Source organism: Kineococcus sp. NBC_00420 (genome assembly GCF_036021035.1).
GTDB lineage: Bacteria > Actinomycetota > Actinomycetes > Actinomycetales > Kineococcaceae > Kineococcus.
Genome location: NZ_CP107930.1, coordinates 2,323,658 through 2,341,860, shown reverse-complemented (window position 1 = coordinate 2,341,860; position 18,203 = coordinate 2,323,658). Strand labels below are relative to the sequence as shown.

Here is an 18,203-nt window from a genome sequence, read left to right as displayed (position 1 = left end):
GGTGTCCTACTTCGCCTCCGACCACCGCCCGACGATCGAGACGTCGGCGACGAAGCGCACCCCGCTGCCCGCCGACCAGCGGGCGGCGGTCTGGTCCAGGGCGGCGGTCAGGAGTTCTGCGGCCTGCCGCGCCTCGGCCTCCGGGACGTGCAGCAGCAGTTCGTCGTGCAGGCACAGCACGATCCGTCCCCCGGTGCCGGACAACCCGGCCCGGACCGTCGCCGCCCACGCCTTGAACAGTTCCGCGGCGGCACCCTGGACGACGGCGTTGCGGGCGAACCGCCCCCGGGCGGCGATCGCGGCCCCCGCGTCGCCGCCGTCGGCGATCTCGTACATCCGCACCCGCCGCCCGCCGTAGGTCCGGACGTCCTGCCCCTGACGACCGGCCTCCTCCGCCGCGCGCAGGTAGCCCAGCGCGCTCGGGTACGCGCGGTCCATCCGCTTCAGGGCCTCGCCCGCCGCGCCGGAGGTCTGCCCGTACATCGCGGCCAGCACGGCGACCTTGGCCGTGGGGCGGTCGACGGCGAGCGCGGCGGCGACGGGGGCGTAGAGGTCGTCGGCCTGCGTCGCGGCGACGAAGCCCGGGTCGTGCGAGACGGCCGCGAGGACCCGGGGTTCCACCTGCCCGAGGTCCGCCCGGACGAGGACGTGTCCCCGCTCGGCCGCGACGGCGGGGCGGAGTTCCGCCGGCAGGTTGTGCAGACCGGCCTGTGCCGTCATCCGCCCGGCCGCCGCGTCGGCCGAGGACCACTCGCCCCGCAACCGGCCGTCGGGACCGACGTGCTCGTCCAGCCACCGGTAGCCGTACGTGGTCGCCAGTCGTTCGCCCTTGCGCCACGACAGGAGGGCCGCGATCCCCGGGTGCGCGTCACGCAGGCGTTCCAGGCGCCAGGCCCGGGTGTCGGTGACGTCGAACCCCAGACCGCGCAGCCCCGACAGCACCTGGGCGGGGTTGCGCAGGTCGATCTCCCCGAGGTGTTCGCGGACCGGTGCGTCGCGCAGGGCGCGCAGCCGCTGCTCGTCGCCGGGGGAGGAGGGGCGCGGGCCCACGGCGTCGCTGACGATCGCCTCGGCGGTGCTCCGGTCCACCGGCAATCCGGTCCGTGACAGTTCCACGGCGAGCACGGCCGCCGCCGACTCCGCGAACGCGGTCTGGACCGCCAGGGGTGGCCCGCCGGGGGTGACCCGCCCGTCGGGCAGGGTGGCGAGGACCCGGGACTGCGCTACCGCGACGGCCAGCGCCAGTTCGGCCCAGCGCGCGGCCCGCTCCAGCCGCAGCGGCAGGTCGACGTCGAAGGCCGACCCCTCGGCCCAGGTGGGTGACACCTGGCCGTCCTCGCGGACGGGCTCGTCGTCGGCCCCCGCCCCGTCGAGGTCGAGGAGGCCGGTGCCGTGGGCGGCGAGAGGCCGCCGCGAGGGTGGTGGGGGAGCGGGACGGTCGTGCGCGCCCGCCCAGACGGCGCCGGCGTCCTCGCGCGCGCCGCCGAACGCCAGCCGGTGCACCGCGGCGAGGTCGTGACACCGGGCCAGGTGCACCGGAGCGACGCGGCCGAGCGCGGTGGACGCCGACCACCACGTCCAGCGGGGCGCGAACTCCGCCTCCAGCGCGCGTAGCAGGTCGGCGGGTTCGGTGGTGGCCACGGCCCAGCGGTGGCCACCCGCGGCCAGCCCGAGACCGCCGGGCACGACGACGAGTCCCAGCTCCGGCACCCGGCCCAGAGCGCGCAGGTCAGTCGTCACGTCCACCCGGACAGTCTGTCTCTCGCCTCCGACACCGGTGGACGGGGTCTGGGAGGGAGATCACAGCACCTGGGACAAGAAGCTGCGCAGCCGCTGCGTGCGGGGGTCACCGAACAACTCCTGCGGCGGGGCGTGCTCGACGACGAGACCGCGGTCCATGAACACGACCTCGTCGGCGACCTGGCGGGCGAACCCCATCTCGTGGGTCACCACGAGCATGGTCATGCCGTGTTCGGCGAGTCCCTGCATGAGGGCCAGGACGCCCTTCACGAGTTCGGGGTCGAGGGCCGACGTCGCCTCGTCGAACAGCATCACCTCCGGTTCCATGGCCAAGGCGCGCGCGATGGCGACCCGCTGCTGCTGACCGCCGGAGAGGTTCGCCGGTCGGTGCCCGGCCTTCGCCGCCAACCCGACCTCGGTCAGCCGCTCCACCGCGATCCGCTCGGCTTCGGCGGCCGAGAGCTTCCGGACCGTTCGCAACGGCAGGACGATGTTCGCGAGGACGGTCTTGTGCGGGAACAGGTTGAAGTGCTGGAACACCGTCCCGACCCGACGCCGCAGGACGTCGGGGCTCTCGCCCAGCATGCTGCGGCCGCCGAGCAGCACGTCACCCCCGGACGGTTCCTCGAGGCGGTTCACGCAGTGCAGCAGCGTCGACTTCCCGGAGCCGGAGGGGCCGATGACGCAGGCCGTGCGACCTGCGCCGACCGTCAGCGAGACTCCGCGCAGGACCTCGTGGTCGCCGAAGGACTTCGTGAGTCCGCGCACCTCCAGGCTGGAGGCGTGGACCTCGGGAACCGTGTCCGACCCGGTCAGGGGTGTGGTGGCGTTCACCGGCCTGCCCTTTCCGCGACCTCACGGTCGCTGCGTTCGATCTCGATGGCGCGGGGGTCGATCTCGGTGACGTGCTTCACCCGAGCGCCCGTCCGCAGGCGGTCGTCGGTCCAGTTCACGAGGTAGGTCAGCGGGACGGTGATGACGAGGTAGCACAACCCGACGGTGACCAGCGGGGACAGGTTGCCCGAGGTGACGGCCGCGTCCTGCCCGACCCGGAACAGTTCGCGCTGGCTGGTCAGCAGGCCGAGGAAGTAGACCAGCGAGGAGTCCTTGATGATGGCGATGAACTGGTTGACCAAGGCCGGCAGGACGCGTCGGACCCCTTGCGGGACGACGACGAGACGCATCGCCGAGGCGTAGGACATCCCCAGGGCGCGACAGGCCTTGAGCTGGCCGGCGTCGACGCTCTGGATGCCGGAGCGGAAGATCTCCCCGATGTAGGCCGAGGCGATGAGGCTCAGGGCGAGGATGCCCAGCGGGTAGGGGTTTCCCCGGAACCACTGCGACGTCAGCGGGGCCAGACCCTGACCGATGAGCAGGATGGTGAGGATCGCCGGCAGGCCGCGGAACACGTCGGTGTAGACGCGGGCGGGAACGCGCAGCCACCGGCGTCGTGAGACGCCCATGACCGCGACGACCATGCCCAGGACGATCCCGACGACGGTGGCGGAGGCCGCGAGCACGAGGGTGTTGCGGAGACCGTAGGCCAGCACGTCGGGGATGACCGCGACCATCGCCTCGGGGTCGAAGAAGCTCCGCAGGACGTTGTCCAGCACGTCGTCCCCTCAGCTCGCGGCCGGCTGGAACTGCTCGGGCACGGGCTGGTCGGGGAAGTACCGCTTCTCGATCTCCAGCCAGCTGCCATCGGCGATCATGTCGGTGATCTGCTGGTTCAAGCCGTCCAGCAGTGCGCTGTTGCCCTTCTTGACCGCCATGCCGACCGGGAAGTCCGGCACCGGGATCTCCATCGCCACGTGCAGCGCACCGTCGGAGGAGGCGACGTAGTCGTTGGCGGGTGGCAGGTCGAGGAAGTGCGCGTCGACCGTACCCGCGGTGAGGGCGGAGATCGCGGAGTTGTTGTCCGGGAAGCGGACGATCTCCGCACCGGGGAAGTTCTCCTGGGCGTAGGCGTCCTGGATGGTGCCCTGCACCAGCCCCAGGCGTTTGCCCGAGAGGCTCTCCGCGGCGTCGGTGATGCCGCTGTCGGCGGCGGTCACGATGCCGAGGTAGCCGATGAAGTACACGTCCGTGAAGTCGACCGACTTCTTGCGTTCGGCGGTGGCGCTGATCGAGGCCACGCCCACGTCCACCTGGCCGTTGGCGACGGCGGGCAGGATGGCGGAGAAGTCCTGGGCGACGAACTCCGGTGTCAGGTCCATCCGGGAGGCCGCCTCCTCGAGGACCTCGACGTCGAACCCTGTGTACTTCCCGTCCTCGGCGTAGGCGTAGGGCTTGGTGTCGCTGGTCGTCCCTACCCTGATGGTCCCCTCGCGCAGCGTTCCCGCGGCGGTGGACTCGGCGCTGCCGCACCCGGTGAGGACCACGACGGCGGCAGAGGCGAGGAGGAGGAGGTTCCTGCGGCGCAGAACGTTCACGGTGAGCCTTTCGAGAGGGTCAGCGGAGGACGAGCAACGAGGGACGGTCGACGTGGACGCGGTCCGGGTCGGCGAAGGACATGTCGCTGTGCGGTTCCTCCCCGACCGCCATCCGGGCCAGTGCGTCGCCCACGCCGGTGGCGTGCTTGAAGCCGTGGCCGCTGCACCCACCGCCGACGAGCAGTCGGGAGTCGCCACCGGGACGGCCGACGAGGAACTGGTGGTCCGGGCTGTTGGTGGTCAGGCAGGCGATGACGGACTCGGGCTGCGGGTCCACCCCGGGGAAGGTGCGGGCGACGAGCGCGGAGATCTCGGCGACGTCGCGTTCCCAGGAGATCGCGCGGTCCACGGTGTCGGGGTCGCAGTCGGTGAAGTTCCGCCCGACGTCCTGCATGCCGATCTTGACGCCGTGGCCGAGCATCGCGCCGTGCCCCCAGACGGCCATGTCGCCGTCGAGCTCGCGGATGAAAGCGGGCAGGTTCGCGATGTCGAAGGAGGGGTCCGGGGTCGGCGGCCGGAACCAGAGCATCGGGGTGCGCCGGGGTTGCAGCGGGAGGTTCGGGACGAGCTTCGACAACCACGCGCCGGCGGTGACGACGACCTGCCGGACTCGCCAGCTCCGTGCGCTGGAGTGCAGCACGACTCCGCCCGGGACCAGTTCCACCTCGAGCACGCGGGTGTCGGCGTGGACCCGCGCACCGAGCGTTCGGGCTGCGGCGACGGCGGCCCGCACCCCCTCCTCGGGACGGGCGACGCCGGCGTCGGGGTCCCAGACTCCGACGTGGGTAGGGTCGACGTCGGCGAACTGCGGGAAGCGTTCCGCGACCTCGGCCAACGACATCTCGTGCGCGGCGAGACCGTGGGTCGCGGCGGCCTCCAGGGTCCCGGCGACGACCGAACCGTCCTTCGGGCCCAGCATGACCGCCCCGACCTGGTCCAGCAGCGTCCGCCCGCTCGAGGCCTCCAGCTCGCGCCAGAGATCACGGGAACGCTGGGCGAGGGGGACGAGCGCCGGGTGTTCCAGGCAGGCGACGCGGAAGAGGCGGGTGGCGCCGTGCGTGGAACCGAGCTCGTGGCCGATCCCGAAGCGCTCGATCCCGATCACATCCACACCTCGAGCCGCCAGGCGCCACAGGGTGGAGGATCCCCAGGCGCCGAGGCCGACGACGGCGACGTCCGCGTCGAAGGACGGGGTGGTGCTCACGTGCGACTCCTGACCGTCCGAGAGTATCGAAACACCCTCGAAACATCCGCGAAACAATTGCGGCACAAGGTTTTTCGTTGTGCTGGGTCATTGGTAACCCATCGGGGGGTGTTCGCTCCAACACCGGTTGGGCCCTGCGCTCATACCACCGGGATATGTTGGCGACCGTGGAGTCCCGGGAACTGCGCCACTTCGTGGCGGTGGCGGAAGAGCTCAGCTTCACCCGCGCGGCCGCCCGGCTGGGCATGGCGCAGCCCCCGTTGAGCCAGTCGGTGGCGCGGTTCGAGCGACGGCTCGGGACGCAGTTGTTCGTCCGCGGTGCCCGGCGTGCGCCGACGTTGACCCCCGCGGGTCGGGTCCTGCTGCGGGAAGGACGACGCATCCTGGAGGCCCTCGACGAGGCCGAGCACCTGGTGCGCTCCCTGGAGCACGAGGTCGAACCGTTGCGGGTCGGTTGCATCCCCTCGGTGATGTCGGGGGTCATGCCGCAGGTCGTCCCGCAGTTCCAGCTGGAGCGGCCACGCGGCGGCATCTACCTCTACGAGATCGAGGAGCGCCAGCTCCTCGACGACGTCCGCGCCGGGGTCGTCGACGTCGGGCTGTGCCGGTTGCGCGAGGAGGAGCAGGGGCTCGACGTCGAGCTCCTGCTGCTGGAACCCCTGGTCTGCGCGGTACCCGCCGACCACCGGCTGGCCGCGCTCGACGCGGTGCCGCTCGCGGAGCTCGCGGGCGAGGAGTTCGTCATCTTCCGGCGCGAGGACGCGCCCCGCGCCTACGACGCCATCGTCGCCGCCTGCCACCTGGCGGGCTTCTCACCCCGGACCTCGTTGCGCGGGGTCCACGACCTGTCCGAGTTGTCGATCATCGCGTGCGGACTGGCGGTGACGCTGATGCCCCGGTGCAGCACGGTCGTCTCGATGGCCGGTGTCGTCTACCGGCCCCTGGTGGAGGACTGGGCGGTCACGCCGCTCGCCCTCGTCCGGCGCGCAGGCGTCCGCTCCCCGGTCCTCGAGGAGTTCGCCGGCCTGGTGCGCGAGGCCGTCGAGGCCACGCGCGGGCCGGGCCGGCGCACCAGGTCGTCGTGACGACGGTCCGGGATCAGGCCTTGGGTGCCGCCAGCTCCAGCGCGATCCCGTCGGGGTCGCGGAACTCCAGGAGGAACATCGACCCGATGTCCTTCACCGCACCGTGCGGCGCGCCGAGGGAGTCGAGCACCTCGACCGCCGCGTCGAGGTCGGCGCGGGAGGCCACCGACAGTGACAGGTGGTCCAGTCCGACCCGGTCCGGGGAGAACCCGTCGCTCCCGGGTGCGACGGGACGCAACCCGAAGAGCCCGCTCGGGGAGTCGTAGATGATCCCGCCGAAGAGGAACCAGAGCTGTTCGCGGGTCGCCTCGTCGGCGTCCGCGGGCATCTCCACCGCGACGTCCCAGCCGAAGAGGGTGTCGTAGAAGTGCCGCGACGCGGCGAGGTCGCGGACGGTGAGGCGGAGGTGGCTGATGCCGGTGGTGGTGATGGTCACGCACGCACTGTCGCACCGTCGGAGCCGCCCGGCAGTCCGGACCGGCGGGGGAGTAGGACTGTCGTCGTGCCCCGTGCCACCGATCCCGTCACCGGTCCTGCCACCGGACCCTTCGCCGACCTCGACTCCTTCCTCGCCCTGCCCCGCCTCAGCGGGCTGGCCCTGTCGCCGGACGGCTCGCGGCTGGTGACGACGGTCGCCACGCTCGACCGCGAACGCACCCGGTGGCGCGGGGCGCTCTGGGAGGTCGATCCCACGGGAGGACGACCGGCCCACCGGCTGACCCGGGGTTCCGCCGCGGAGGGGGCACCGGCGTTCGTCGCCGACGGCACGTTGCTGTTCACCTCCGCACGTCCGGACCCGGACGCCGAGTCGAAGGACGACGCCCCGGCGGCGTTGTGGGCCCTGCCGGTCAGCGGGGAGGCACGAGCCGTCGGGTCGCGCCCGGGAGGCGTCGCGACCCCGCTCACCGCGCGCCGGGGGGACCGCGTGGTGGTCACGTCGTCGACGCTGCCGGGGTCCGACGACGCGACCGAGGGTCCGACGTCGGACGCCGCCCGGCGCACGGCCCGCAAGGACGCCGGCGTCAACGCCATCCTGCACGCGGGCTACCCCGTGCGGTACTGGGACAGCGACCTCGGACCGGACGAACCGCGCTACCTGACGGCCGACGTCCCGTCTGAGTCTGCTGCGGGAGAACGGGATGCGTGTCGTTGGCGGGACCTCACACCGACGCCGGGACGCCGCTACGACGAGGCCTCGGCCGCGCTGACCCCCGACGGCCGGGAACTCCTCACCACCGAGACGGTGTTCAGCGGGCACGGGACGCAGTACGTCCGCGTCGTGGCGATCGCCACCGACGACGGTTCCGTCCGCGTCGTCGCCGAGGACCCCGAACTGGAGTTCGGAGCGCTGTCGGTGTCCCCGGACGGTCGCTGGGTAGCCGCGGTCGCGGAGTCGGTCTCCACGCCGACGCTGCCGCCCCGCCTGCGGCTGGTCGTCGTGCCCTTCGACGGTTCGGCCCCGGCCCGCGACGTCGTCGTCGACTGGGACGTGTGGGGTGCCGCGCCGCAGTGGGGGCCGGGTTCCGACGAACTCTTCCTCGCCGTCGACGACCACGGCGCCGCACCGGTGTTCCGGGTGGCGCTCGCCGACGGGTCCCGGACCCGGCTGAGCGGTGACGCGGGCGCCTACGGGTCGTTGCAGGTCTCCCCCGACGGCGCGCACGTCTTCGCGGTGCGCTCCGCCGTCGACGCCCCGCCCGCGGTCGTGCGCCTCGACGCGCGGGTGGCCGGTCAGGAACCGGTCGTCCTCCGCGGGCCGACCACGGTGCCCGACCTGCCCGGATCGCTCACCGAGGTCACCGCGACCGCGCTCGACGGCAGCCCGCTGCGGGCGTGGCTCGCGCTCCCGGCCGGGGCGGGCGACGCCGCACCGGCACCGCTGTTGCTGTGGATCCACGGCGGTCCGCTCGGGTCGTGGAACGCGTGGTCGTGGCGGTGGAACCCGTGGTTGGCCGTCGCCCGCGGCTACGCGGTCCTGCTGCCCGACCCCGGGTTGTCGACGGGCTACGGCGCGGAGTTCCTGGCCCGCGGGTGGGGCGGCTGGGGCGATCAGCCCTACACCGACCTGATGGCGGTGACGGACGCGGCGCTCGAGCGTCCCGACCTCGACGCCGCCCGGACGGCCGCGATGGGCGGGTCCTTCGGCGGTTACATGGCGAACTGGATCGCCGGTCACACCGACCGGTTCCGCGCGATCGTCACCCACGCCAGCCTGTTCGCGCTCGACCAGTTCGGCCCGACCACGGACGCGGCCTGGTACTGGTCGCGGGAGATGACCCAGCAGATGCAGGCGGCCAACGACCCCGCCGCGCACGCCGCGAAGATCGTGACGCCGATGCTCGTCATCCACGGGGACAAGGACTACCGCGTCCCCATCGGCGAGGGTCTGCGGTTGTGGTGGACCCTGAACCAGCAGTGGAGCGGTGACCCGGCCGAGCTGCCGCACCGGTTCCTCTACTTCCCCGACGAGAACCACTGGGTGCTCACCCCGGGCCACACGGCGCTCTGGTACGAGACGGTGTTCGCGTTCCTCGCGACCCACGTGCACGGGGTGCCGTTCCGGACGCCGGAGCTGCTGCGGTGACTCGACGCCGTCCTGGCCCCGTCCTCCACCACCCGCGATCGTGCCGGGTGTCCCGGATGCGGGGCCGGGGCGCGCGACCTACCGTTCCGGGGCCAGCTCTCGTGAACTCCCCGCAGGAGGACCAGTGCCCGTCTCCGCCAGTGGAACCATCGACCTCGGCGGCAAGACCGTCCACCGACTCGGCTACGGCGCCATGCGCATCACCGGCCCCGGTGTCTGGGGTCCGCCGAAGGACCACGACGAAGCCGTCCGTGTCCTGCGCCGGGCCGTCGAACTCGGCGTCACCTTCATCGACACCGCCGACTCCTACGGCCCCTACTACTCAGAGGACCTCATCAAGGAGGCCCTCCACGACGGTTCGGGGTACGGCGACGTCGTCATCGCCACCAAGGGCGGTCTGACCCGTTCCGGCCCCGACGTCTGGCCGCCGCTGGGTCGCCCCGAGTACCTGCGCCAGTGCCTCCTCATGTCGCTGCGCCGCCTCGGTGTCGAGCGGATCGACCTGTGGCAGTTGCACCGCATCGACGCGAAGGTGCCGGCGGAGGAGCAGTTCGGCGAGATCAAGTCCTTCGTCGACGAGGGCCTCGCGCTGCAGGTCGGGTTGTCCGAGGTCGGCGTGGACGAGGTGAAGGCCGCGCAGGCCGCCGGGTTGTCGATCGCCTCGGTCCAGAACCGATACAACCTGGGCGACCGTCGTGCCGAGGACCTGCTCGAGTTCTGCGAGGAGCAGGGGATCGCCTTCATCCCGTGGGCCCCGGTCGACGCCGGAACCCTCGCCCGACCGGGCGGACCGCTCGACGAGATCGCGAAGCAGCACCGCGAGGCGTCCACCTCGCAGCTCGCCCTCGCCTGGTTGCTGCGGCGCTCGCCCGTCATCGTCCCGATCCCCGGGACCTCGACCGTCGCCCACCTCGAGGAGAACCTCGCCGCGGCCGACGTCGAACTCACCGACGAGGAGTTCGAGACCCTCGCCACCGCCGGCCGCTGACCCCCGACCCTGATCCCGCTGGGTTCCCCAGCGGGATCACGGGTGGTCAGACGTCGAGGAGGCCGGCGTCGTGGGCGACGATCGCGACCTGCACCCGGTTGTGGGCCTCGAGCTTCGTCAGCAGACGCGACACGTGCGTCTTCACGGTCGCCTCGCTCATGAACAGTTCCTTGCCGACCTCGGCGTTCGACATCCCCTGACCGACGCAGGCGAGGACCTCGCGTTCGCGTTCGGTCAGCAGGGTCAGCCGTTCGGTCGCCTCGCGACGACGGGGGTTCACGGCGTCCGCGGCGTAGTGCCCGACGAGGCGGCGGGTCACGGTGGGGGAGAGCATCGCCTCGCCGGCGGCGACGATCCGCACCGCGGCGACGAGTTCGCGCGGCGGGGTGTCCTTCAGCAGGAAACCCGTCGCCCCGGCCTGCAGGGCCTGGAACACGTACTCGTCGAGGTCGAACGTCGTGAGCATCACGACGCTCGGGGCCTGCGGGCGTTCGGTGATGGCCTTCGCCGCGGTCAGCCCGTCCATCACGGGCATCCGCACGTCCATCAGCACGACGTCCGGGCGGTGCGCCGCGACCCCCTCGACGGCCTGGGCCCCGTTCTCGGCCTCGCCCACGACCTCGATGTCGGTGGCGCTGGACAGGATCATCCGCAGCCCCGCCCGCACCAGGGCGTCGTCGTCGACCAGCAGCACCCGGGTGGGCCTGCCGTCCTGCTGCGACCCGTCGGGTCCGCTCACCGGGTTCTCCTCGTCACTGTCGGCACTCTCGGCCTTCACGGTTCCTCGGCCCGACCGGTCCCGGCCGGGGTCCGGACGATCCTCGCATCCGGCGGCGTCCAGGCCGCGGATCCCTGCCGCCGGGGACGGCCGTCCGCGGCGGCCCACGGCAACCGGGCCCGCACCGCGAAACCGCCCCCGGGCTCCGGACCGGAGGTGATCGTCCCGTCCGCCAGCCCCACCCGCTCCGAGAGCCCGACGAGACCGGAACCGGCCCCGGGCAGGCCCGTCGCCTGACCGCTGGGCCGCGCGTTGACCACCGACACCAGCATCTCGCGGCCGACCTCACCGGAGATCGTCACCACGGTCTGCGCCGACGGCGCGTGCTTGTGGACGTTCGTCAGCCCCTCCTGCACGACCCGGTACACGGTGCGCCCGAGTTCGGCCGGGACGTCGGCGTGCACGGGGACGTCGGTGCGGAACTCCGCCGCCACCCCCGCCTCGCGGGTCGACTCGACGAGCCGGCGGACGTCGACCAGCGTCGGTTGCGGGGCGAGTTCGGCGGCGGACGTCGCGGCCGACGACGTCCCGGGAGCCCGCAGGACCCCGAGGACGCGGCGCAGGTCCTCCAGGGCCGAGCGCGCCGTCTCGCGGATCGTCGCGGCCGTCGACTCGACCTGGTCCGGCCCGACGTCGGGACGCACCTCCAACCCGCCCGCGTGCAGCGCCACCAGCGAGATCCGGTGCGCCAGGACGTCGTGCATCTCCCGCGCGATCCGGGTGCGTTCGGCCAGCCGGGCCTGCTCGGCCCGCAGCACCTGTTCGTGCTCGGCCCGTTCGGCGCGTTCGCGCAGCGACCGGACGAGATCACGACGGGCGCCCACGAACGCCCCGACGAACGTGCCCAGGGACACCCCGATGAGCGACCAGGTGATCGCGAGCGTCCAGCCGTCGGCGGAGGTCCGCAGGCTCGAGGACGTCACCGCCACCCCGGCCACGACCGCCGCCAGCACGAGCAACCGGTCCCGGCGCCGGACCGCCAGGGTCAGGAGCGCGAGGAAGAGCGCACCGTCGAAGGCGAACAGGAACGCCACGGCGAAGGTCACGATGCACAGCAGGACCGGGTGGCTGCGCCGCCACCACAGAGCCAGGCACGTCGCCACGACGACGACGGCCATGCCCACCTGGACCGGGGTGACCGAGCCCCACGGGATCCCGTGCGAGACGAACGCCGGCGGGCCGCCCGCTTGGCTGCGCTCCGGGCCGACGACGACGGCGTGGAACCAGGCGAACCCGAAGAACAACGAGACGAGGATGGCCAGCACGTCCCGCACCCGCGGCGCGAAGCGCCAGCGGGTGACCCACGGGTCGACGGGAGTGACGAGGGCGCTCACCGGGTCAGCCTAGGGACGTGGCCCGGTGTCCGACGTCCGTCGATCGTCCCTGATCGCCTCCCGCCTCCGTCGCTCGGCCGCGCACCGCGGCGAACCGTGGGGTGCCGCGGGGGAGGCCCGCCCGTAGCATCCGGCCGTGCCCACGCAACCGCCCACCGATCAGCCCCGCCGGATCGCCTTCCTCGGTCTCGGCCGCATGGGGCGCGTCCTCGCCGGCCACCTCGTCACCGCCGGACACGACGTCCACGTCTGGAACCGCACGCCCGGAGCGGACGCGGAACTCATCGCCGCCGGCGCGAGCGCCGCGCGCGACGCCCAGGAGGCCGTGACCGGGGCCGAGGTCGTGGTCACCGCCCTCTTCGGGCCCGCCGCCGTGCGCGAGGTCGTGCTCGACGGGCTCGACCCGGCCGCCGGGACGTTGTGGATCGACGTCACCACGATCTCGCCCGCCGACGCCGCCGAGCACGCCGCCTGGGCGCACGACCGTGGCGTCCGGCACGTCCACTCCCCGGTCGTCGGATCGCTGGGGCCGGCCGCGAACCGGTCCCTCGGCGTCCTCGTCGGCGGCCCGGACGCCGACGCGGCGCTCCCCTTCGTGTCGCTGTGGGCCGACCCCGAACGTCTGCAGGTGCTGCCCGAGGCGGCGGCCGCCGCGACCGGCAAGCTCGTGGCGAACCTGGCGCTCGCGGTCTCCTTCCAGGGCCTCGTCGAGGCCGTCCGGCTCGGCACGTCCGGTGGGCTGGAACTGGAGCAGGTCCTCACGACCCTCAAGGGCACCGGGCTGGGCCTCATCGCGGGGATGAAGGGGGACAACCTGCGCAGCGGGGAGTTCGGGAACACGCAGTTCTCCGCGGACCTGCTGCTCAAGGACGCCGGGCTGATGCTGGACACCTCGACGCTGCCGCTGCCCGCGCTGACGGCGGCGGCCCAGGCCCTGCTCGAGGCCCAGCGCGCCGGTCACGGTGACGACGACTTCTCCGTCATCGCCCGGCACGAGCCCCGCTGAACTGGTTCCCCACCACCCCGAGCAGCTCCAGGGCCTCCGCGGCCGCGGAGCCCTGCGGCGCGGTGAAGAGCACGACCTCCTGGTCCCGGTCGGGGACCAGGAGGACGCTGCAGTCGAGGTCGAGGCGCCCCACGACGGGGTGGTCCACCGCCTTGGCGAGGTGCCGGGTGACGACGACCTCGTCGTCGCGTTCCCACCGTTCGACGAACTCCGGGCTACCGGACCGCAACTCCCGCAACAGGATGCGCAGACGGCGGTCGCCGGGGTAGCGGGCCAGGGCCGAGCGCAACCGGGCCACGGCGTAGCGGGCGAAGTCCTCACCGTGCGACAGGCCGTAGTGCCGGGTCGCGGGGTCCAGGCCCAGGAAGTAGCGGCGCAGCAGGTTCCGCTCCTTCGGCGCGACCGCCGAGAAGTCCTCCAGCAGCGCCGCGGCCAGCGGGTTCCAGGCGATGACGTCGAACCGCGCGTCGAACACCAGCACGGCGGTCCCGGGCAGCCGGTCGAGGAGCTCCCGCACGTGCGGGGGGACGTCGGTGGAGATCTCGTCCGGACGGTCCAGCGGTTCCCCGGCGAGGTCGAAGAGGTGTCCGCGTTCGGCGTCGGACAACCGCAGCGCCCGGGCCAGTTCCGTCAGCACCTGCCGCGAGGGCCGCGAGCCCCGCGCCTGCTCCAGGCGGGTGTAGTGCTCCGGAGAGACGTGCGCGAGGGCGGCGACCTCCTCCCGACGCAGGCCCGGGGTCCGGCGACGGCCCACCGGGAAACCGGCGTCGTGCGGGGCGATCCGTTCCCGCCGGCTGCGCAGGAAGTCGGCGAGTGCTCTGCGGTCCACGTCCCCAGGGTGCGCCCCGGACGCCGACCCAGCCAGGTACGCGGTGTACCTGGCTGTCCCCGTCCGGCCCGCGCACGGTGGGGACATGACCGAGAAGATGTTGCAGGACAAAGTGACCCTCATCAACGGAGCGAGCCGGGGGATCGGTGCCGCCGCGGCCCGGCTGTTCGCCCGGGAGGGCGCGACGCTCGTCCTCGCCGCCCGCAGCGACATGACCGCCCTCGTCGAGGAGCTGCGCGAGCACGGCGCCACCGTCTCGAGCGTGACCGCCGACCTCGGCGACGTCGCGGACGTGCGGCGGGTCGTCGACGTCGTCCTCGAACGGCACGGCCGCCTCGACGCGGCCTTCAACAACGCGGGGATGAACGTCCCCCCGCAGGGCATCGCGGAGTTCTCCGAGGAGGACTTCGACCGGGTCCAGCGGCTGAACCACAAGGGGGTGTTCTTCGCCGTCGCCGCCCAGGTCCGGGCCATGCGCGCCGGCGGTGGCGGCGCCATCGTCAACACCTCCAGCATCGGGGCGCTGCACGCGAACCCGATGTTGCCCGCGTACGGAACGGCGAAGCGGGCCGTGAACTCCCTCACCGCGAGCGCCGCGGTGACCTACGGGCCGGACGGGATCCGGGTGAACGCCATCGCGCCGGGCCTGACGTTGACGGACATGGTGCGGGACTGGGAGGTCGCGAGCCCCGGGATCATCGAGGCCGGGACCGCGGCGATCCCGTTGGGGCGCATCGCCCGACCGGAGGAGATGGCCGAGGCGGCCTGCTGGCTGCTCAGCGACCGGGCGTCGTTCGTCTCCGGGGCGGTCCTGCCGGTGACGGGTGGTCAGGGGGCCTGACCCGGGTGTCCGAGGACCGGGAGGTCAGAGGGTGAAGGCGCCGGTGAGCTGCTTCAGGCGGGTCGCGGCCCGGGAGACCTCCGAGGCCGTGGTGGCGGTCTGCCGGGCACCACTGGTGGTCTGCTCGGCAGCGGCTGCGACACCGGAGATGTTCAGCGCGATCTCTTGACTGCCGGTGGACACCTCGCTGACGTTGCGGACCATCTCGTTCGTGGTGGCGGACTGTTCCTCGACGGCGGCGGCGATGGTGGACTGCAGGGCGTCGATGCGGGCGATGACCTCGGTGATCTGGCCGATGGCACCGGCCACCTGGTCGACGTCGTTCTGGGTGGTGGCGACGCGGGCGGTGATGGACTCGGTGGCGCGCGCGGTCTGCTGGGCCAGCTCCTTGACCTCACCGGCGACGACGGCGAAGCCCTTGCCCATCTCCCCGGCGCGGGCCGCTTCGATGGTGGCGTTGAGGGCGAGGAGGTTGGTCTGCTGGGCGATCGAGGTGATGAGCTTGACGACGTCGCCGATCTCCTGGCTGGACGTCGAGAGGCGCTGCAGGGTCTGGACGGCACCGTCGACGGCGCCGACGGCGGAGGCTGCCGTGGTCGAGGCGTCGGCGGTGGAGGTGGCGATCTCACCGATGGCCGCGGTCATCTGCTCACCGGCAGCGGCCACGGTCCCGATGTTGGCGCTGATCTCCTCGGCGGCCGCGGAGACGACCTGGGTCTGGGCGGCGGACTCCTCGGCGCCGGAGGAGAGCTGGGTGGCCACGGCGGAGAGTTCCTCGCTGGAGCCGGCCAGGACGTCGGCGGTGGCGGTGATCTCGGTGAGGGTCGCGGTCAGCTTGTCCATGGTCGTGTCGACGGCGTGGGCGAGCTGGCCGATCTCGTCGGCGGCGGGGTGAGCCACGCGCTGGTCCAGGCGACCTTCGGCCAGCCCCCGGACGACGGCCGCCGTCCGCGCCAGCGGGCGGGTGATGGAGCGGGCCACGACGACGGCGATGACCGCGGCCACCAGCAGCGCCACCACACCGAGCCCGACGAGGAGCAGGAACGACTGGTGGTAGCGCGCGGCCCCCAGGGCCGAGGTGGCCTTGGCGTTGTCGACCTCGGCCTTCTGGATGCGGTCCAGCGTGGTGTTGATCCGGGTGGCCAGGGGCAGGATCTCGCTGTCGCGCGCCGCCTTGAAGGCGTCGAGGTTTCCGGCGGTCGCGGCGGCCACGAGGTCCTTGCGGGCCTCGCGGAACGCCGCCAGGTCCGCGGCGAAGGAGTCGCGGTCGGCCTGGGTGGAGACGGGCGAGGTGTCGAGGTAGCCCTTCCACGCCGTGTCGAGCGTGGCGTCGTCGGAGGCCAGCGCCGACTGCGCCGTGCCCAGCGCGGCCGGGTCGGAGGCCAGCGCGGTGGAGGTCAGGTCCAACCGCGTCTGGGCGAAGGCGTACTTCACGGTCCCGCTGTACTGCACGCCGGGGACGACGACGTCCGACATCGCCGCGATGGTGGCCTGCGAGGTGTGCAGGGTCTGCACGCCCAGGCCGACCGCCGCGATCAGGAGGAGGCAGACGGCCCCGAAGCCGAGAGCGAGCTTGCCGGCGATCTTCAGGTCACCCAGTCGTTTGCGCATGTGCATCAGTTCGACGTACCGCACTAGTTGCTTGAGAGTTCAACTGGTGTGACGAGGTCCTGTCACCCGGACGAACCAGCGGATGGGCGTCTGGCCGTGCGCGCCGCCGGATGAGTGCTCACGGCCACCGCGGTGTCGCCGTCACGGGGTTCTCGTAGCCTCGGGGTCCGGGGCGGGGGAGCGGGTGAACCAGCTCCTCCCGGCGCCCTCCTCGTAGCGCCAGTAGGTCACCGCCACCGGACCGCCCCCCTGCACACGGGTCACGAAGGTGAACCCCTCGTCGAAGACGGGGTTGTGCGCGTACACGTCGTCCTCGACGGCGATCCCGTCCCCGCTCTGTCCCTCCAGCGGGACGAACCGCCACGAGCCGTCGGTCTCGTGGCGGGCGATGACGGCGTCGACGCCGCCGCTCATCGAGCCGCCCTGCAGGTAGACGACGGCGTCGGGGTAGAGACCGCCGGTCAGGTAGTGCCACTCCGGCGAGCGTCGGGGCAGCAGGGGTTCGTCGGCGGTGACGCTCCCCGCCGGCTGGAAGGCCGACCCGTCCCAGGCCCAGAACGAGATCGAGGTGCTGATGTCGTCGGTCGTGCTCGCCAGCACCGCGAGGTCGGGGGAGTCCTGACCCACGGCGGGCGCGAGCGCCGACGTCTGCGCACCCTGCTGCCGGGCCAGCTGCGGCAGGGCCTCCTGCGCTGCCGGATCGGCGACCGGTGCCGTCGTCGTGGGGCTGCTCGCGCTGCTGGGACGGGGGCTGGTGCTGGAGGGCTGGACAGCGGGCGAGTCGCCCGACCCGGCGCTGCACGCCCCGAGGGCCACGGTCATCGTCGCGACGGTCAGGAGCTGGGTGAATTTCCTGGAGCTCACGTGCAACAGACGCACGGAGCAGCGCGTCTGTTGCACGGAGACGCCGGACAGTCCGGCTCTCGCAGAGGGGGACCGGCATGAGCGAGCACAGGAGGGGAGTCGACGAGGCGGAGGTCGTCCGCGCGTTGCAGCGCGCAGGATCGGCGGACGCCGGGGTCGACGTGAACGCTCTCGCGGCGGGTGCGCGGGGGCGCGCCCGCACGATCCGACGGCGTCGGCAGGGGATGGCCGGCGTCGTCGCGGTCCTCGCCCTCGGGGTGCCGATCGGGATCTCCCAGTGGCCCGGCACGCCGCCGACCGTCGTCCCGATCGCGACGGCGACCCCGTCGCCGAGCACCGTGGCGGCCATCCCGGACGCGCTGCTGCCGACGACGCCGGAGGCGACGGCCGTCCTACCGGGGGTGGAGCCCCTGGACGACCCCGCCCCGACGACCGACACCGGTTTCTGCACGGACGTGGCCTACGACGGAGCGGCGAGCGTCGTCGACTCACGCGGTCTCAGCTGGGGCGGGACGCCGTCGGTGGCCCAGCCCTATCCCGAGAACGCCTCGGTGCGGGTGATGCTGTTCCGGGGTGCGGCCGCCGAGGACTGGATGGCCGGCGTGGAGACCGACGCACAGGCGTGCAGGCAGCAGGGCGACGAGACCGCGCCGTGGCAGCTCGCGGACCAGGTCGGTGTCCGGGCCGACCAGGTCGTCGCCGGAACGGCGCTGTACCAGCAGTCCGGCACCAACCCCATGTGGCGTTCCGCGGTCGTCGCGCGCCAGGGACAGCTCGTCGTGCGGGTCGACCTGGAGAGCTACCAGCCGACCAGCAGCGACGCCCTCACCCAGGCCGCCGACCTCGCGACGACCGCCCTCGCCAAGGCCGCGGCGCTGCAGGACGCGGGCGGTGCGCCACGATGACC

The 18,203-nt window shown here is 72.9% G+C and carries 17 protein-coding genes; 6 read left to right on the top strand and 11 right to left on the bottom strand.

Features of this window, described 5'->3' with window-relative positions:
- Positions 1-6 precede the first annotated feature (6 nt).
- Genes OG218_RS11450 through solA form a run of 5 tightly spaced genes read right to left on the bottom strand, consistent with a single transcriptional unit; the run spans position 7 to position 5,376 of the window.
- A complete protein-coding gene (locus tag OG218_RS11450) occupies positions 7-1,746 on the bottom strand; it encodes a DNA polymerase (protein WP_328293347.1) in 1,740 nt (579 codons plus the stop codon).
- Between the two features lie 54 nt (positions 1,747-1,800).
- Positions 1,801-2,574 carry an amino acid ABC transporter ATP-binding protein gene (locus tag OG218_RS11445; RefSeq protein ID WP_442906385.1) on the bottom strand — a complete coding sequence of 258 codons (774 nt, stop codon included), beginning with the start codon at positions 2,572-2,574 and terminating at the stop codon, positions 1,801-1,803.
- A complete protein-coding gene (locus OG218_RS11440) occupies positions 2,571-3,311 on the bottom strand; it encodes an amino acid ABC transporter permease (protein WP_442906492.1) in 741 nt (246 codons plus the stop codon). The genes OG218_RS11445 and OG218_RS11440 overlap by 4 nt, the downstream gene beginning before the upstream one ends.
- Positions 3,312-3,362: 51 nt before the next feature.
- A complete protein-coding gene (locus OG218_RS11435; protein ID WP_328293345.1) occupies positions 3,363-4,172 on the bottom strand; it encodes an ABC transporter substrate-binding protein in 810 nt (269 codons plus the stop codon).
- A 19-nt stretch (positions 4,173-4,191) separates the two neighbouring features.
- A complete protein-coding gene (solA, locus tag OG218_RS11430) occupies positions 4,192-5,376 on the bottom strand; it encodes an N-methyl-L-tryptophan oxidase (RefSeq protein WP_328293344.1) in 1,185 nt (394 codons plus the stop codon).
- 167 nt (positions 5,377-5,543) lie between these two features.
- Here solA and OG218_RS11425 point away from each other — a divergent pair, with 167 nt between their 5' ends.
- Entirely contained in the window at positions 5,544-6,461 is a 918-nt protein-coding gene (locus OG218_RS11425; RefSeq protein ID WP_328293343.1) for a LysR family transcriptional regulator, read from the top strand.
- Between the two features lie 13 nt (positions 6,462-6,474).
- Here the strand turns inward: OG218_RS11425 and OG218_RS11420 are convergent, their stop codons facing one another.
- Positions 6,475-6,897, bottom strand: coding sequence for a VOC family protein (locus OG218_RS11420; RefSeq protein WP_328293342.1), 423 nt, complete (start codon positions 6,895-6,897; stop codon positions 6,475-6,477).
- Positions 6,898-6,963: 66 nt separating this feature from the next.
- On the opposite strand from OG218_RS11420, the gene OG218_RS11415 reads away from it, so the two are divergent.
- Together OG218_RS11415 and OG218_RS11410 are read left to right on the top strand one after the other, a co-directional pair.
- The gene (locus tag OG218_RS11415; RefSeq protein ID WP_328293341.1) at positions 6,964-9,045 is read left to right on the top strand and encodes a S9 family peptidase; all 2,082 of its coding nucleotides are present in this window, start codon (positions 6,964-6,966) and stop codon (positions 9,043-9,045) included.
- A 124-nt stretch (positions 9,046-9,169) separates the two neighbouring features.
- On the top strand, positions 9,170-10,033 hold the full coding sequence (locus OG218_RS11410) for an aldo/keto reductase (protein WP_328293340.1): 864 nt from the start codon (positions 9,170-9,172) through the stop codon (positions 10,031-10,033).
- 46 nt (positions 10,034-10,079) lie between these two features.
- Here OG218_RS11410 and OG218_RS11405 read toward each other — a convergent pair whose 3' ends face one another.
- Both OG218_RS11405 and OG218_RS11400 read right to left on the bottom strand, forming a co-directional pair.
- Positions 10,080-10,772: a response regulator transcription factor gene (locus OG218_RS11405; RefSeq protein ID WP_328293339.1), complete on the bottom strand. Its 693-nt coding sequence runs from the start codon at positions 10,770-10,772 to the stop codon at positions 10,080-10,082.
- A 35-nt stretch (positions 10,773-10,807) separates the two neighbouring features.
- Positions 10,808-12,145 (bottom strand): sensor histidine kinase, encoded by a 1,338-nt coding sequence (locus OG218_RS11400; protein WP_328293338.1) that lies wholly within the window; start codon positions 12,143-12,145, stop codon positions 10,808-10,810.
- A 136-nt stretch (positions 12,146-12,281) separates the two neighbouring features.
- Here OG218_RS11400 and OG218_RS11395 point away from each other — a divergent pair, with 136 nt between their 5' ends.
- Positions 12,282-13,151, top strand: coding sequence for an NAD(P)-dependent oxidoreductase (locus OG218_RS11395; protein WP_328293337.1), 870 nt, complete (start codon positions 12,282-12,284; stop codon positions 13,149-13,151).
- Here OG218_RS11395 and OG218_RS11390 read toward each other — a convergent pair.
- Positions 13,126-13,980: a helix-turn-helix transcriptional regulator gene (locus tag OG218_RS11390; RefSeq protein ID WP_328293336.1), complete on the bottom strand. Its 855-nt coding sequence runs from the start codon at positions 13,978-13,980 to the stop codon at positions 13,126-13,128. The genes OG218_RS11395 and OG218_RS11390 overlap by 26 nt on opposite strands.
- Positions 13,981-14,065: 85 nt before the next feature.
- On the opposite strand from OG218_RS11390, the gene OG218_RS11385 reads away from it, so the two are divergent.
- On the top strand, positions 14,066-14,821 hold the full coding sequence (locus OG218_RS11385) for an SDR family NAD(P)-dependent oxidoreductase (protein WP_328293335.1): 756 nt from the start codon (positions 14,066-14,068) through the stop codon (positions 14,819-14,821).
- A gap of 24 nt (positions 14,822-14,845) precedes the next feature.
- Here the strand turns inward: OG218_RS11385 and OG218_RS11380 are convergent, their stop codons facing one another.
- Both OG218_RS11380 and OG218_RS11375 read right to left on the bottom strand, forming a co-directional pair.
- On the bottom strand, positions 14,846-16,432 hold the full coding sequence (locus OG218_RS11380) for a methyl-accepting chemotaxis protein (protein WP_328293334.1): 1,587 nt from the start codon (positions 16,430-16,432) through the stop codon (positions 14,846-14,848).
- A 141-nt stretch (positions 16,433-16,573) separates the two neighbouring features.
- Positions 16,574-17,296, bottom strand: coding sequence for a hypothetical protein (locus OG218_RS11375; protein ID WP_328293333.1), 723 nt, complete (start codon positions 17,294-17,296; stop codon positions 16,574-16,576).
- 77 nt (positions 17,297-17,373) lie between these two features.
- On the opposite strand from OG218_RS11375, the gene OG218_RS11370 reads away from it, so the two are divergent.
- Complete coding sequence (locus tag OG218_RS11370) at positions 17,374-18,201, top strand: hypothetical protein (protein ID WP_328293332.1); 828 nt, start codon at positions 17,374-17,376, stop codon at positions 18,199-18,201.
- The last annotated feature ends 2 nt before the right edge of the window (positions 18,202-18,203 follow it).

Bases quoted from the DNA above. Each gene is read 5' to 3' on its own strand.
- OG218_RS11440 (WP_442906492.1), bottom strand. From the start codon at position 3,311: ATGGTCGCGGTCATCCCCGACGTGCTGGCCTACGGTCTCCGCAACACC.
- OG218_RS11385 (WP_328293335.1), top strand. From the start codon at position 14,066: ATGACCGAGAAGATGTTGCAGGACAAAGTGACCCTCATCAACGGAGCG.
- OG218_RS11380 (WP_328293334.1), bottom strand. From the start codon at position 16,432: ATGCGCAAACGACTGGGTGACCTGAAGATCGCCGGCAAGCTCGCTCTC.
- OG218_RS11370 (WP_328293332.1), top strand. From the start codon at position 17,374: ATGAGCGAGCACAGGAGGGGAGTCGACGAGGCGGAGGTCGTCCGCGCG.